Here is a 14511-nt window from a genome sequence, read left to right as displayed (position 1 = left end):
CAACTGCCGGACCGCTCGGACAGGCGCTGGCCGGGGGCCAAGTCGGCGCAGGCCAAGAGCTTTGGAGGCCAGAAGTTCTACCGCAGGGTCGCTGAGCGGACCGGCGCCCGGCCGCGCACCGCAGAGTGGGACGCCAGCGCGGGCCTGACACCCCTGGTCGGCGCCGTCTCCGGCGGTGAACTGAACCAGATCCTCGGCCAGCTCCCCTCCAATTGCGCCGTTCTGCTCGGCAAAGCCGACCTGGCCGGCTGAAATCAGGTCCGGTCGCCATCAGCGACCGCGCGAGGAGATCTCGCTGCTGACCGACCGGCCGTCGTGCAGACCAGGGGTCGAGGACGGGCACCTGATCTCCCCTCGACCGCCCTCCGCCCCCTGCCGGAGCAAAGAAGCCGAAGAAGGGTGGTGGCCGACGTGGCCTTGAGACGCGAAGCGTTCCTCGACCAGGTGAAGGAACGCGGTGAGTACGGAACCGAGCGCGAAGCAGAGCGCGCGGCGCGCGTGGTCCTCGCGCTGCTGGGCGCACATCTGGTCGGCGAGGTGCGCGCCCAGCTGGCGGCGTGCCTGCCCGAGGAATTTGCCCTGATCCTGCTCAACCCCTTGCAGAGCGCCGAGCCATTGCCGCCGGAGCGGTTCGTGCGGGCGACGGCAGCCTGGATCGAGGGGGCCACCGAGCAGACCGCGGCCTGGGACGTCAGCGCCGTCCTCAGCACCGTCGCCGACGCGGCGGGCCGCGACCTCCTGGGCCAGGTCCTGCTGCAGCTCCCCGCAGGCTACGACCTGCTCTTCGGCCGCCCCCAACCCACCTGACCGAGCCCCGCGCCCCCGTGCTCGCACACCCGCACCGGGTGCCGGCGCCGCGACTGCCGGCAGCGCGGCGCCGGCCTCCACCACGCGATCCGGGCCATCGCCCGCATGCACAACCGCGCCCTCGCCGCATGCCTGAAGGCTGCGGCCCCGCCTGGCAGCGGCGGGTGCCGGATCGGTTCGGCGGCTGACTTCGGAAACCGGGTCGCTGAGCGCTCGGCAGTGGAACTGGCCGAACCGTTCACTTTCAGGGTCGGCATGGACGATGCGCTTCAGCTGGCCCCGCGGCGAGGCGAGCACGTTGCTTGCGCCGGCGGAGCAATGGTTCTGAGCGCCGGCGAGATCGGGGTATCGCCGAGGTGACCCCTGAAGCCGCCAATAGTTGATCTTGGAAGCGTCAGCGCTTCCGGCGGGTGGTGGGGTCGCGTTCGGCGACGTGTCGGGCGACGGCGTCGACGCCGGGCGGGCGTATCGCTCCAGGCGGCCCGGCGGTGCCGGCCGCCGCTCGATGCCGATCGTCGGGTCGCCGACGATCCAGCCCCGGCGCTGCCACCACCCGATTGCCTTGCGGACCATGGACAGCTCCCGGTTGACGGTGCCGGCGTCCATCTCGTCCGCCCGGGTCGCCGCCAGTTCGGCCAGGGCCTCCGGCAGAGCCGGGTCGTCGATCGCGGTGACGGGGAAGACGGGCGGCTTCGCGCCCCGCGGGCAGGTCCGGTCGGCGCCGGTTCGCCGGCGAGCAACCATCCCCACGTCGTCAGCGAGATCCGGGTAGATCCGCGCGGAGGACTTCGCGATGCCCGCGCCGGTGAGGTACCGCTCGACCGCCGCGGTGTACGACGACGGCGGGGCGGTCAGGGGCACTACCGGCACTACCCGGGCGCGCGGCAGCCCGGACTCGCCCCTGCCCCCCGAGTCCGGTCACTGGTTCCATCGTCACGCCCGGCCCGCCCCCTACGTGCTGCCGCAGTAAATGCGTGCACCTCGCCCCGGCGGCTGGAATGGCCCGCCGCAGGCCGCAATGATCAGGATAGGGCTTCTGTCGCAGTGTAAATCCGGTATTCACTGCGGTAGTTGTTCCAGTCCCCGCTGGGCGGCTGCGGTGAGCCGGGCGGCCAGATTCTTGAGCGCTTCTCGGAGTTCGTCGGGATGGTGGATGGTGAAGGGCCATTCCAGGGAGGCGAGCATGTGGGCCATGCCGTCCAGCCGTTCTGCCCGTGCGTGCACGAGAACGCCGGTGGGCTGGGCGGTGAGGGTCACCGCTGAGCGAGGCAGTCGGCGGGCGATCTCATCGAGGGGGCCATGGATCGTCACCTCGACCTGCCAGCGGTAGGGCCCCTGGGCGAGGGTCGAGGTCAGGTGGGCGACGGGGTCGAAGCCTTCGGGTGCGATGAAGCCGCCGGCTCGGGGGGTGACGGAGGCGATGCGGTCGATGCGGAAGGTCCGCAGGCTGTTGCGGAGGTGGTCGTGGCCGACGACGTACCAGCGGCCGGTGTGGAAGACCACGCCGTAGGGGTCGATGTCGCGTTCGGTGTGTTCCTGGCGCCAGGACTGGTGGTTGATGCCGACGGTCGCGCGGGCGCGGGAGGCCTGGGCCAGTGCCAGCAGGACGCCGGTTCCGGGTGCCTGTCCGATCACGGCGTTGGCGGTGAACGACAGGGTCTCCCGCATGGCGGCGAGCGGCTCGCGCAGGGCGTGCGGAAGCACCCGCTCGATCTTGGCCAAGGCACCGGCACTGGCCGGCGCGGCAGTGCCCATGCCCAGACGTTCTGCCGCGAGCAGGCCAAGAACGACGGCGAGGGCCTCGTCATTGGTGAGGACCAGAGGGGGCATGCGGTAGCCGCGGGCCAGTCGGTAGCCGCCGTACCGGCCGCGTTCGGCCTCCACGGGGATGCCCAGGTCCCGCAAGTGCGCGACGTACCGGCGCACCGTGCGCACGTCGGTGTCCAGGCGGTCTGCCAGCTCCGCCCCGGTGAGCCGGGCGTTGGACTGGAGGAGTTCCAGCAGGGTCAGCACACGGGTCAGGGGATGCGACATGGATCACTCGGCATTTCAGGGCGGATTCTGTCCTGTATCGACTCTACGCTCCCCGCAGCAGCTACTTCTGGGAGATCACATGGCCACCTTCGTACTCGTTCCCGGCGCCTGGCTCGGGGCATGGGCCTGGGAAAACACCGCCCGCGCTCTGCAGGAGCGCGGCCACACGGCGCTGCCACTGACACTGACCGGACTGGCCGAACACGCAGACCAGGGCGGACCCCAGACAGACCTGGACACGCACATCGCTGATGTCATCGGCTTCATCGAGCGGAACGATCTGCGCGACATCACGCTGGTCGCCCACAGCTATGCGGCTGCCCCGGTCACCGGGGCAGCCGGACGTCTCGGCGACCGGCTGGAACGCGTGGTCTACGTGGACAGCGCCCCGTTCGCCGCAGGCATGTGCATGCTCGACCTCATGCCACCGCAAGCAGCGGACCAACTGCGCCAGCAGGTCGACGCGTCTGGCGACGGGTGGCGGCTACCGATGCCGCCGTTTGAGGTCCTGGGCTTGTCCAGCAGCCTCGACGGGCTCGATGAAGGCCAGCGGGACGCTCTGCGCTCGCGTGCCACCTCTCAGCCATTCGGCACCTATACCCAGCGCCTCGCTGGCCCGGCCGAGCTCAGCGTCGGTGTGGACCGTGTCCTGGTCGCGTGCCATGACTTCACGGGGCTGCTGGATGCCGGGGTGCCGATGCTGGCCTACCTGAACCAGCCGCCGTGGCGACGCTTCGACCTGCCCACCGGACACTGGCCGATGCTGTCCGCGCCCGCCGAACTCGCCGACATCCTCGACAAGGCCGTCTCCTGACCGCACCGGCCGAGAGGCACAGCCCGATGCGTGACCACGAAAACGTCCGCCGACTGCGGGCCCACGCTCAGGCCCTGGCCGGCGGAGCACGGGAGGCCTCTGCCGAGGCGGTCGTCCGACGGGTCTTCGCCATCCAGGCCCAGGACGCCACGGCCGCCGACCTGGGCATCCGGGTACGCGGCCTGGACATCACCGCCCAAGCCATCCGCACGGCATACGAGAAAGAGCGGAGCATCGTCCGCAACTGGTACATGCGCGGCACCCTGCACACCATCCCCAGCAACGACGCCCGCTGGGTGTTGCAATTGCTGTCCCCGCGAATTCTTGCCGCAACCAACCGCCGCTACCAGCAGCTGGGCCTGGACGACGATCTGCGCCGGCGCGCCGACCATCTCATCCGGCGCGCTCTTGCCGCGCACGGCCCGCTCACCCGGGCCGAGCTGACCGAGCACCTCACCACCCTCGGCATCCCGCCGGACGGGCAGGCGCCTTTCCACCTGATCCGACACGCAGCACTCACCGGCATCCTCTGCCACGGCAGACGGCGCGCCGGTGAGGCCACCTATGTACTGCTCAACGACTGGCTGCCCGCCACCGGGCGCTTCCGGTGCGAGGGCGACACCGCCCTCGCCGAGCTGGCCCGCCGCTACCTTGCCGCGCACGCCCCCGCCACCCTGGAAGACTTCGCCGCCTGGTCCGGGCTGCCGATCACCTGGGCCCGCACGGCCTGGAAACTGCTGGCGGAATCGGGCGCGATCCACGAATACGGCGCCTGGACCATGCTCGCCGGGCGGGTGGAAGAACTCCCAGGCTCGTCCGACACCCCGGACGTTCGCATGCTGCCCGCCTACGACAACTACCTGATCGGCTACCGCACCCGCGAGGTGTCCGTCCCCGCTCTCCACCAGGCCCGCGTCTGGCCAGGGGGCGGCCTCATCCGGCCAACCGTCATCGCCGACGGCCTTGCCATCGCCACCTGGACCCGTGGCTCCGGCGCACGCTCCATCAAGGTGGATGCGTTCGAACCTGTCCCGCCTCAGATCGAGCAGTGTATCGACATGGAGAAGGAGGCCGTCGTCGGCTTTCTGCAGCCCACCGCATAGCCGACCCGCATCCCGCTCCACAAATGAGGCGGCCGCGTAGGCGAAGACGTTGGGTCAAGTCAAGCTTCGGGTCGTACGCCTCGGGCTCGATGCCGAGCTCATGGGTGGAGTACTCGCCGAACCGTTTGATGTGCTCGGTCAGGTACGGGTGATGTGGGCCAGGTCCTCCGGGTCGATCTCCCCGCCCTCCTCCAGCAGCCGGCGGACGATCTCGGCGATGTCCAGGGCGTTGTGGAAGATCACCGCGTTCGTGAGCAGAGAGTTGAATTTCATCGCTTTCTCCAGGTGCCGGAACTGGGACTCGATCAGGTCGAAGGCGATGACGTTCTTCCTTCCTGGCCTCGCCGAACAGGGCGTCCAGTTCCTGATCCTGGGCATCAGGTCGAAGCCCAGCAGTCGAAGCCCAGCAGGTGCGCCAAGGTGAAGACCGGCAGGGGCTGGCCCTGGGTGTCGGCGTGCACGGTGGTGGGCTTCACCTCGGAGGGTTCTTGAGCAGACCCTCGATGATGGAGACGGCCTCCCACACCCCGCACGGGATGAAGTGCGTGGACAGCGCGACGTAGGTGTCAGAGATGTGACGGTAGGCGATGCCTCCCGGCTTCCCGTACCGGACGGACGTCTCGGCGAGCACGTTGTCGAGGTAGGTGTCCATGTGGGTGCCGTCCGCTGCCACGGCGGCCCCGTCGCCCCACGCCTGCGAGATGTCCAGGCGGGCATGCGCGTTGACCAAGTCCGCGATGGCCTCGCTCAGCAGCACGAGGGAGAAGTGCCGGTTCGCCGTGTACGCCAGCTCGTGCCCGCTCACGCCGGGGATGTGGCGGGCGTGCGCTCCGGCATCCTGGCCTTGATCTCCTGCTCCAGCCATTCGCCGAGGGGAGTTGCCCTTCCGAGCGGTGTGCCTTGAGCGATGGGATGCCGGTGACCGGGTCGATCACCAGGCTCTCGTTGTCCGGGTACCCGGCGTCGGCCGCCGCGGCGGCTGCCCGCAGCCGGTCCTCCAGTTGGCGGCGGAAGGAAGCGGCGTCGAAGCCGGCGGCCTCGCCCTCCTCAGCGCCTCCGAGCCGACCACCGCCACGTCTCCCGTGCGCAGTTCCTCGGCGAGGCAGGTGAAGACCATCGCCTCGAAGTGCTTGCGGACGAACTGCGCCGGCCGCGTCCTGTCGACCACGGCCTTCTGCCAGTTCTGCGTGCCGGAGGAGATGTCGACCCGCCCGCCGTCCTCGCCGAGCGCGCTGATGTACTCGCCGCGGGCGGCCTCGTTCCGCTGCGCGTGCGCAAGCGCGTCCAGGACTCGCCCGTCCTCCGATGTGGCGGTGAACTGAAGCTTCTCGGCCAGGTCGAACATCAGGGCCCGGTCCCGGCCGATCTGCTCGTACAGCAGCACTTCCCAGGAGTTGCCGTGGTGGGCGGAGACCTTCTCGATCTGCTCGTATTGCTTCGCGACCCCGCCGAAGCCCTCCACCGTCTTCGTGACCGCGCCGAGCCCGCCGGCCTGCAACAGCAGGGCCTTCGTCAGGGCGAGGACAGCCGGGGAGACTTCGGCGTCCGGTGTGCGGCCTCACCGGGACGGTGGCGAGAGTGGTCAAGGGATGCGCACCGAGTGCACGGCATCCGATACACCGTCTCTCGCCGGTGCCACGCAGAGGCGGCTGGTACCGACCTCGGCGCGGAGGGAGCCGTACAGGTAGAGGGTCGATGGCTGACTGCGGGCCGATCCCGAGGCGCCGCGCAAGCAGCGGCGCACGGTGCGGCGGATCGGGGAGGCGTTCGGCGAGGCGATCCCCTGTCCGACGGTTCGGGAGGCCGCAGCCGCACGACGCAGGGAGATCACGGCCCAAGTGGGTGCGGCGGTCGCTGCATGCGCGACCCGGCACAACGCCCGCGATGCGGATGCCGAGGTGGGCGTCGGTGACGTCTACTGCGTGGACCTGGCCGGCCGGCGCACCGGCCGGCACCCGTTCGCCTCCCGGCCGGCCCACCCCGCCAAGGCCGTGCACCGCATCCCCCACCCGTGCGGTCAGCAGGCATTCTTCGCAGGATGCGTCCGCGCGCTGACCGCACTGGGCGGGGGCGGCCGGGCAGGTTCGCTACGACAACCTCATCCCGGCGGTGAAGCGGGGGGTCTTCCGCTCCCGTTCGCGGAGGAGAACCATGCGTCCCACCGCCCGAGAAGCCTTCTCAGACGACGGAACCGGCTTTGATGACGTGCCGAAGGTGGCGTTCGGGGCGGGTGAGGACGGTCAGGTCCGCGAGCGGGTCACCGTCCACGACGAGGAGATCGGCGTGGGCTCCCGGCTCAAGGGTGCCGATCTCGCCCTCCATCCGGAGCAGGCGGGCCGCCGTGCTGGTGGCGGAGCGGATGACATCCACGGCGGGCTGGACCTCGGCGCGCAGCGTGAACTCCTGTAGCTGCGCCGAGTGCAGCGGCCCGAGCAGGTCACTGCCGTACACCAGATTGACACCCGCGCGGTGGGCCTTCTCCAGCGCGGCCAGCCCGTGGTCGCGAACCTCGGTGAGCTTGCGGTAGGACGACTCCGGCAGCCCGGACTGCCTGCTGAGTTTCGCCGTCTGCTCGTAAGCGACCAGGGTCGGCACCAGGAAGGCGTCCCGTTCCAACAGCAGTGCGATGGTCGCGTCGTCGATCAGGTTGCCGTGTTCGACGCAGCGCACCCCGGCCCGCAGGGCCCGGTCGATGGCGCGCGGGTGATAGGCGTGCGCGGTGACGTACCGGTTGTGGTTCTGCGCCTCCTGCACGGCGGCGCGTATCTCCTCCTCGCTGTACTGCACGGCCGCGATCTCATCGTGCGGCGATGCCACCCCGCCGGAGAGCAGCACCTTCAGATGGGCGGCGCCCTTGCGGAACTCGTCCCGGGCCGCCGCACGGACGGCGTCGACGCCGTCCGCGATCCGGGCGAAGTTGGGACGGCTCTCGCAGCAGGGCACCGAGTCGTCCCCGAGGGGCCGCAGGTCGCCGTGGCCGCCGGTCTGGGAGAGGGCCTTTCCGCCGTGGACGAGCCGCGGGCCGAGCGCCAGCCCTTCGGCCAGGGCCCGGGCCATGCCGTGGTCGGCACCACCGACGTCCCGGACGGTGGTGAAGCCGCGGCGCAGCATCCGTTCCGCCTCCGCGAGGGCCCGGACGGTCAGGTATCCGGGGGTCCAGGAGGCGATGGCCGCCAGGTCGAGGGAGGTGACGAGCAGATGGACATGCGCGTCGATCAGCCCGGGCAGCACGGTGGCGCCGGCCGCACTGAGTACCCGCACGTCCTGCCCGGCGCCGGGCGGGCGGCCGCTGCCGGTGGCGGCGATCCGGCCGTCGGCGACCTCGATCCAGGAGGGGTCCGTGCGGACACCGGTCTCGGGATGGAGCAGGTGGGCGTCGGTGATCAGCAGTCGGCTCATGGCGGTGGTCCTTCCCCCCGTTTCAATACGACACGTATTGAATACACCATGTATCGTAAAACTGTGAACTCCTCCCCCGCCCAACCCTCCGCGCCGCGGCCTCCGCGGCGCCGCGTCCACACCAGAGCCCGCATCCTCTCGGCGGCGGGCGAGTTGTTCCTGTCCGCGGGATACGCGCGGACGAGCATCGAGGACATCTGCACCGCCGCCGGCTACACCCGTGGGGCGTTCTACTCGAACTTCACCACCAAGGAGGACCTGGTCCTGGCCCTCTTCGACGAGAAGGCGGCCGAGCGGATGACCGAGTTGGAGCACCTGGCCGCCGCGGCCGAACAGTTGGGGCCCGCAGAACGGGCACGGCGACTGGTCGAGGCGCTGCTGCGGGTCGAGGCCGCCGAAACGAGGTGGATCCTGCTCTTCCTGGAGTTCCGCCTGCTGGCCGCCCGTACATCCGAGCTCTCCGACCGGGTCGCCGCGCACGACCGCACGGTGACGACGGCGGTGGCTGGGCTGCTGGAACGGGTCCTTCCGGAGCTGGTACCGCCCGGGGCTTCCGCCGAGCAGGCCGCCGAGGTGATCCTGGCCGCACGCGAGGGCCTGCTCGCCCGGACCACCGCGGGCGGCCCCGCTGCCGAGGAGTTGCTGAGCGCGGCGACGGCGGTGCTGACCGGACTGCTGGGCTGACACAGCGGAAGGGGCGACCCCGTCACGTACGGATGCCCCCGTTCACCCGATCCGGATCCTCCCGGCCCTCACTGCGCGTCAGCGAAGGGCTGCCAGCTCCAGGGCCCGGCAGCCCGGAAGGGATCCGGGGGCCTTGACCGAATACACTCCGCGCAGGGTGGCGCGGCCTCGCCACCACGGGATCACGGGTTCACGTCCGCGACCTGGAAGCCCTCGACGCACTCGATCATGGACGTCAGATCCCTCCTCGCGTCAGGAGCAAGCCGGGCACGGCCGGTGCTGCTGGGCAACCCAGCGGTCACGGACTCAGGCTGCGCTTCTGCCTGTCCGGCACCCTGCACGGCTGGAGGCCGGCCGCCGGACAGTGGGTCAGGCCGCGCAACGGGCAGTGAAGACTGAAACGTCCCAACGGCCGCCCAGCGCCGGTGCCGTGGGGCGCCCGCCTGTGCCCTGGCGCAGGCACGCGCGGACGATGGCGACGGGCAGGCAGCGCCCACGCATCAGCGGCCGTCCTGCGCGTCGGTTGCGCGGAACGTGTCGAACCGCGGTGCCCCCGGCTCCGGCGGGAGCCTGGTGGCGCGGGCGGTGAAGCTGATGGCGTGGTACCAGCCGCACAGCATCAGCACGTCGAGGATCTGTTCGGGGCTGTAGTGAGTGCCGAGCCGGGCCCATAGCGTGTCGTCGATGTCGTGGCCGTCGTGCAGGGCGTCGACCGTGTCGATGAGCAGTCGGTCACTCTCGCCGGTCCAGCAGGGGTCGGCGCTGGATCCGTGGGTCAGGGAGGTGATCTCTTCGGTGGTCAGGCCGGCGCGGTCGGCGAAGCGGGCGATGTGGACGCCCCATTCGTACTCGCAGCCGCACCGGGCGCAGGTGCGGTCGATGACGAGCTCGCGGTCCCGCAAGCCGAGGCTGAGCCGGCGGCTGAGCTGGTAGGAGCCCCAGCCGTGCAGCGCCTCGGCGAGGGGCAGGTTGCGGGCGAAGGTGCGGAAGAGGGCGATCGGCTCTTCCCCGCTCGGCATCATGCGCCGCAGTACCGCAGCGCTCTCCCCGCGATAGGGGGCCGACAGTGGTGGGATCCGGCTGGCCATGGCGTTGCATTCCTCCCCAGAGACTGCTTCGTATTTCGAAGCACCCATGGGGAGGGTAGTGTTTCTGATTCCGAAGCACCATCCCGTGCCACGCACAAGAGAACGGCATCTCCCGTGACGTCAACTCCTCGCCCGCGCAGCCCGGTCCGTGGTTCCACCACCGGTCGTCCGCTCATGGCCGCGCTCGACCTGTTCGGTCGGCGGTGGATCCTGCGCATCATGTGGGAACTGCGCGACAGACCGCTCGGTTTCCGGCCGCTGCAGCAGCGATGCGACGGTATGTCATCCAGCGTGCTGCAGCAGCGCCTCAACGACCTGCAGGCGACCCTGCTCGTCGAACGCGACGCTGCCGGCGCCTACCGGCTGACCGCCCTGGGCCGGGACGCCTGTCATGAACTCCGCGGGCTGGTCCGCTGGTCCGACCGCTGGGCGGCCGAGCTCGACCGCCAGCCGACCGATCGGCCGACCGCAGGTCCGCCACCGTCGGCCTGATCCGTCACACGGCGGACGCGGGGAGGAAGCGGTCGGTCGGCGAGGGCCACGGCGCATCGGAACGGGTGTCCAGGGCGTTGGCGGCAAGCAGGACGGCACAGGTGAGCCGGTCGGCACGGACGTCTCGCCCAGGTGCTCGTGGCCGACCCTGCGGCACCACGCCGGCAGGTCGAGCGAGGCAGCCGGGTCATGGGCGATGACGTGTACGACCGTCCCCGCCGCGGCGCCGCCGATCCGTTTACGCACGCGCAGCAAGAGCGTGAACAAAGCAGTCCAGTGCCGTCGAAAGTGACGTCCGGGTCCGATACCGGCGTGACGGCCATGGAGAGAACCTCGCAGCGAGGAGGAGACGCATGCGCGTCATGCAGTTCGAGCGGTTCGGTGGGCCCGAGGTCCTTACGGAGGCCGAGGTGCCCGAACCGGTGGCGGGGCCGGCTGAAACGGTGGTCGAGGTGGAGGCGGCAGGCGTCAACTTCGGCGATATCAAGCAAACCGCGGGCGAGCAGCCCGACGGCCCCTATGCCCCCAAGGGCCCGCTGCCCCGGATCCCGGGCATGGAGGTCGTGGGCCGGACGGCGGACGGGCGGCGGGTCCTCGGCCACGTCCTGCAGGGCGGCTACGCCGAGCGGACGGTGGTCGCCGAGCGGGACCTGGTCACCGTGCCGGAGGGCGTGAGCGCGGGCGAGGCGCTGGCGGTCCTCGTCCAAGGGCTGACGGCCTGGCACCTGCTGCGCTCGGTCGCCCGGATCAGGCCCGGCGAGAGCGTGGTGGTGCATGCCGCCGCGGGCGGCACCGGAAGCCTCGCGGTGCAGCTGGCCCGGGAGTTCGGGGCCGGGCGGGTCATCGCCACCGCGTCCTCCGAGGCCAAGCGCGCCTTTGCCCTGAACCTGGGCGCGGACGTGGCGATCGACGGCGAGGCACGGGGTTACCGGGAGCGGGTTCTGGCCGCCAACGACGGGCGGCCGGTCGATGTCGTGCTGGACGCCATCGGCGGACCGGTTCTCGACGCCGCCCTGGACACCTTGGGCTATCTGGGGCGGCTTGTCACCTATGGCGCCTCTGCCCGGCAGCCCGCCTCCGCCATCGCCCCGAGCCGCCTCGCGGTGGACAGTCTCACCGTCGCGGGCTTCTGGCTCACCCCGCTGCTCGTCCGGGAAGGGGCCGGGGGCGCGCCGCTGGAGCAACTCCTCGACCTCACGGCCAGGCAGCGCCTGCGACCGCTGGTCGGAGGAGAGTACCCGCTCATGCAGGCCCGCCAGGCGCACGAGGACCTGCTCGCCCGCCGCACGACAGGAAAGCTCATCCTGGTCCCCGGAAGCTGAACGTGCAGGCCGTTCTCGCCTTCACGACAGGACGGCCGCTGGCGGGCTGGTGAACGGGCGGACATCGATGACGCGCATGCCGTCGGCTCGGCGGCTCGGGCGGCGGCCATGCCCGGACGATGGACAAGAGCCTGACGCCAACTCATGGCGAATGGCCGTCTTTTGCGAGGTGGCTGCGGCAGAACGCCCCCTTCGAGGCATCGCACGAGGGGCGGCCGGGCCCGGGAACGCAGTGCCGCCCGTCTCCAGGCGGTGGTCCTTCCGGTGCTGCTGCCGCTGTTCTTCGTCGACCTCGGACTGCGCACCGGCCTCGCCTCTGTCCCGGCCGGCCAGTGGGGCTGGGCGGCACTCATCCTGGCCGTCGCCGAGACGGGCAAGTGGGTCGGTGCCGGCGGGGCGGCTCGACTCGCCGGCTGCTCCTGGCGGTGGTCGGTGCTGCTGGGCACCCTGATGAACTGCCGCCGGATCACCGAGATCGTCGTCCTCGGCATCGGCCTCCAGCTCGGTGTCATCTCCCGAACCTGTTCACGATCATGGTCCTCATGGCCGTCGTGACCACAAAGGCCATAGCAGCACGGTAGCGGGAGGCTGTCGGGACCCTCACGCCGCGGAGCACTTCTGACGCGCCCACCGTTCCTCAGCCGTCCAGGCGCTCGCTTGGGACCGCACTGTGCTGGACGGGCATCTGCTGCCCGATCGCGCTCAGTTCGCCGGGACGGCCGGCGCCGCCTGTGCGACCCGGCCCCGCACCCACGCACTCGGCGATCTGTACCGGCTCGTCGGGCAGGACCGGGCCGCGACCGACAGCTACGCGCTGCCGAACGCGTCACGCTCGCGTGGGGCTCACCGCACCGCACCGCCGAGGGACGCCAGGCGGTCGCACGCCTGGCCGCGGGACGGGAGCGCCGGCGACCGGGCGACGCAGGTCCGGGTCCGTCCGCGCCGGTCAGGCCAGGATGGCGGGGCGGTCCCAGCCGTTGCGGGTGACCTTTTCGAACCACAGTCGTGCCGAACCGTCCACTACGGCGGCCACGCACAACCGCCACCCGGGCCCTTCGGCGACACGCACCCGGGTCGCCGAGGCGGACTCCCTCAGCAGGTGCCATTCCGCGGCTCCGGCGCCGTGCGTCAGCACCCGCACGCCCGCCGGGCCGGCGAGGGCGACGGTGGGACCGCCGCGGTGGCCCGCGGCGGTCACGTCGTGGACGCCGTCCTCTTGCGGGAGGTTCTCGAACTCCCAGATCCCCGCGTCCTGTTCGGCGCGGACGGGGGGCGCGTCCGGCCGGGCGAGGACAGCTTCCAGGTGTCCCCACCGGTTCAGTGCGAGCGCCCCCCGGTCCGTTCGGCCGACCGGGACGACCTCCCGTACGGGGGGCAGGCCCGAACGCAGCCGCAGGCACACGACGGTGCCGTCGTCCTCGGCGAGCACCCCGGTGCTGCCGTCGATGTCCCGCGCGGCCGTCATCACTCGCCGCGCCGGGGCGCCGGGCACCCGGTTGCGTTCCGGTTCGCCGCCCTCCGCCGGGCAGTGCACCGCGAACAGCGCCCCGTCGTACGCGGTCCACACGACGACGTCACCTGAGGTGGAGCAGGTCGCGGCGACCCCCTCGGCACCGCTCAGTACCTTGCTCCATCCGGTGGACGTGCCGATGTGCAGCGTCCCTGCGGGGTCGAGGGCGGCGATCACGGGTCGGCCCGTGCCGGTGCGACGGGCCGCCACCTCGCGCACCGACCTGGGCGCGCCGTCCCCGGGCGGCAGGCCGGTGTCGGCCGCCGCCCGGTCGGGTCCGTCGGGTCCGGGCACACGCAGGTATTCCACGCCCGCCGCGCCGCCCGCGACGACGATCAGGCCGCCGCCCCCGGTCAGGACGTCCACGCACCGGTGCCGGGCGGGCCGCCCGCCCGCCCGCAGCAGTTCGGTCAGCCGCTTCGCCCACGGCAGCAGCCGTGGCCGGTTCGCCGGGTCGTCGGAGAGCGGACGGGCGGCGTGGCCGGCGGCTTCCGCGGAGAAGCCCGCGTCCAGCAGTTCCTCCCGGAACTGCGCGTCGGCTCCGCCGCCGCTGTCGGGCAGTATCGAAGGCCGGCCGAGGAGTGCGGTCCTGGCCACCGCGCCGACGGCGTAGCGCTCGCCCTCGACGGTGAGTCGGCCCGGGGACTGTTCGCGCTCCGGCGCCCGGTGTCCTTGGGAGTAGACCACCGTCTCCCGCCGCTGCCCGGCCGGATGCATGAAGGTGAGGTCGATGAGCTGGACCGAGCCGTCCCGGCCCACCATGACGTTGCGCGCCGACACATCCCCGTGCACCCACCCGCTGTCGTGGAGCCGGTCCACGATGGAGCACAGCCGCTCCAGGACGGCCGCGGCCGCCAGGGGATCGGTGCCTTCCGCCGCCCACTGGGCCAGCTCCGCGCCGTCGAACCACCGGCTGACCAGGTAGGAGCACAGGGCGTCCGCGGCGGCGCCCGGCGCGTGGGGGGCCGGCCCCACCAGGACCAGGGGCGCGATCAGGCCCTCGATCGCCAGGAGGTTCGCGGCGTGCACGCAGTCCTCCCAGCGGGCCTGCCAGCGTCGCAGGGCGGCGTCGTCGCGCTGCGCGGGGAGGATCTTCACCATCCACCACGACACCTGGCCGGCGCGGTCGGTGCGCCGGGCTTGCCAGCACTCGCCCTCCAGTCCGTTCGCGCCGATGAACCGTTCCAGTGTGTACTGGTCGGGGTTCTCCCTGCTGCCCACGCGCATGCCGGGATCGTGGGGCGTCTGATCCATGGGC

The 14511-nt window shown here is 71.4% G+C and carries 16 protein-coding genes and 1 pseudogene; 10 read left to right on the top strand and 7 right to left on the bottom strand.

Annotated elements, in window-relative coordinates; translation table 11 throughout:
* The first annotated feature begins 3 nt into the window (after nucleotides 1-3).
* The 4 genes and pseudogenes from ABT171_RS35035 (at nucleotide 4) to ABT171_RS35015 (ending at nucleotide 1777) form a co-directional block, all read left to right on the top strand.
* On the top strand, nucleotides 4-252 hold the full coding sequence (locus ABT171_RS35035; protein ID WP_351250477.1) for a DUF2267 domain-containing protein: 249 nt from the start codon (nucleotides 4-6) through the stop codon (nucleotides 250-252).
* Between the two features lie 159 nt (nucleotides 253-411).
* A complete protein-coding gene (locus ABT171_RS35030) occupies nucleotides 412-807 on the top strand; it encodes a DUF2267 domain-containing protein (RefSeq protein ID WP_351250436.1) in 396 nt (131 codons plus the stop codon).
* Nucleotides 808-855: 48 nt separating this feature from the next.
* Nucleotides 856-933 (top strand): annotated as a pseudogene (locus ABT171_RS35025) (IS5/IS1182 family transposase); the annotation flags it as partial.
* 667 nt (nucleotides 934-1600) lie between these two features.
* Nucleotides 1601-1777 (top strand): hypothetical protein, encoded by a 177-nt coding sequence (locus tag ABT171_RS35015; protein ID WP_351250435.1) that lies wholly within the window; start codon nucleotides 1601-1603, stop codon nucleotides 1775-1777.
* Nucleotides 1778-1866: 89 nt separating this feature from the next.
* On the opposite strand, the gene ABT171_RS35010 is transcribed toward ABT171_RS35015, so the two are convergent.
* Complete coding sequence (locus ABT171_RS35010) at nucleotides 1867-2841, bottom strand: helix-turn-helix transcriptional regulator (protein WP_351250434.1); 975 nt, start codon at nucleotides 2839-2841, stop codon at nucleotides 1867-1869.
* Nucleotides 2842-2920: 79 nt separating this feature from the next.
* Here ABT171_RS35010 and ABT171_RS35005 point away from each other — a divergent pair, with 79 nt between their 5' ends.
* Nucleotides 2921-3655: an alpha/beta fold hydrolase gene (locus ABT171_RS35005; RefSeq protein WP_351250433.1), complete on the top strand. Its 735-nt coding sequence runs from the start codon at nucleotides 2921-2923 to the stop codon at nucleotides 3653-3655.
* Nucleotides 3656-3681: 26 nt separating this feature from the next.
* Complete coding sequence (locus tag ABT171_RS35000) at nucleotides 3682-4758, top strand: winged helix DNA-binding domain-containing protein (RefSeq protein ID WP_351250432.1); 1077 nt, start codon at nucleotides 3682-3684, stop codon at nucleotides 4756-4758.
* Nucleotides 4759-4896: 138 nt separating this feature from the next.
* Here ABT171_RS35000 and ABT171_RS34995 read toward each other — a convergent pair whose 3' ends face one another.
* The 4 genes from ABT171_RS34995 to ABT171_RS34980 all read right to left on the bottom strand — a co-directional run bounded on the left by ABT171_RS34995 (nucleotide 4897) and on the right by ABT171_RS34980 (nucleotide 8157).
* Nucleotides 4897-5136 carry a Tn3 family transposase gene (locus ABT171_RS34995; protein ID WP_351250431.1) on the bottom strand — a complete coding sequence of 80 codons (240 nt, stop codon included), beginning with the start codon at nucleotides 5134-5136 and terminating at the stop codon, nucleotides 4897-4899.
* Between the two features lie 94 nt (nucleotides 5137-5230).
* Complete coding sequence (locus tag ABT171_RS34990; protein ID WP_351250430.1) at nucleotides 5231-5623, bottom strand: Tn3 family transposase; 393 nt, start codon at nucleotides 5621-5623, stop codon at nucleotides 5231-5233.
* A gap of 66 nt (nucleotides 5624-5689) precedes the next feature.
* Nucleotides 5690-6256, bottom strand: a complete 567-nt coding sequence (locus ABT171_RS34985) for a hypothetical protein (protein WP_351250429.1) — start codon at nucleotides 6254-6256, stop codon at nucleotides 5690-5692.
* A gap of 680 nt (nucleotides 6257-6936) precedes the next feature.
* A complete protein-coding gene (locus ABT171_RS34980; RefSeq protein ID WP_351250428.1) occupies nucleotides 6937-8157 on the bottom strand; it encodes a metal-dependent hydrolase family protein in 1221 nt (406 codons plus the stop codon).
* A gap of 63 nt (nucleotides 8158-8220) precedes the next feature.
* Here ABT171_RS34980 and ABT171_RS34975 point away from each other — a divergent pair, with 63 nt between their 5' ends.
* The gene (locus ABT171_RS34975) at nucleotides 8221-8841 is read left to right on the top strand and encodes a TetR/AcrR family transcriptional regulator (protein ID WP_351250427.1); all 621 of its coding nucleotides are present in this window, start codon (nucleotides 8221-8223) and stop codon (nucleotides 8839-8841) included.
* A gap of 500 nt (nucleotides 8842-9341) precedes the next feature.
* Here the strand turns inward: ABT171_RS34975 and ABT171_RS34970 are convergent, their stop codons facing one another.
* Nucleotides 9342-9929, bottom strand: coding sequence for a carboxymuconolactone decarboxylase family protein (locus ABT171_RS34970; RefSeq protein WP_351250426.1), 588 nt, complete (start codon nucleotides 9927-9929; stop codon nucleotides 9342-9344).
* 174 nt (nucleotides 9930-10103) lie between these two features.
* Between ABT171_RS34970 and ABT171_RS34965 the strand changes: the two genes are divergently transcribed.
* The 3 genes from ABT171_RS34965 (at nucleotide 10104) to ABT171_RS34955 (ending at nucleotide 12298) form a co-directional block, all read left to right on the top strand.
* Nucleotides 10104-10421 carry a winged helix-turn-helix transcriptional regulator gene (locus ABT171_RS34965; RefSeq protein ID WP_351250425.1) on the top strand — a complete coding sequence of 106 codons (318 nt, stop codon included), beginning with the start codon at nucleotides 10104-10106 and terminating at the stop codon, nucleotides 10419-10421.
* A 353-nt stretch (nucleotides 10422-10774) separates the two neighbouring features.
* Nucleotides 10775-11743, top strand: a complete 969-nt coding sequence (locus ABT171_RS34960; RefSeq protein ID WP_351250424.1) for a quinone oxidoreductase family protein — start codon at nucleotides 10775-10777, stop codon at nucleotides 11741-11743.
* Nucleotides 11744-11995: 252 nt separating this feature from the next.
* Nucleotides 11996-12298, top strand: coding sequence for a cation:proton antiporter domain-containing protein (locus ABT171_RS34955; protein ID WP_351250423.1), 303 nt, complete (start codon nucleotides 11996-11998; stop codon nucleotides 12296-12298).
* Nucleotides 12299-12689: 391 nt separating this feature from the next.
* On the opposite strand, the gene ABT171_RS34950 is transcribed toward ABT171_RS34955, so the two are convergent.
* A complete protein-coding gene (locus ABT171_RS34950; protein ID WP_351250422.1) occupies nucleotides 12690-14507 on the bottom strand; it encodes a serine/threonine-protein kinase in 1818 nt (605 codons plus the stop codon).
* Nucleotides 14508-14511: the final 4 nt, after the last annotated feature.

The organism is Streptomyces sp. NPDC001851, from assembly GCF_040297165.1.
Lineage (GTDB): Bacteria > Actinomycetota > Actinomycetes > Streptomycetales > Streptomycetaceae > Streptomyces.
Note: the sequence above shows the minus strand (reverse complement) of the source record. Positions and strands in the feature narration are given on the sequence as shown.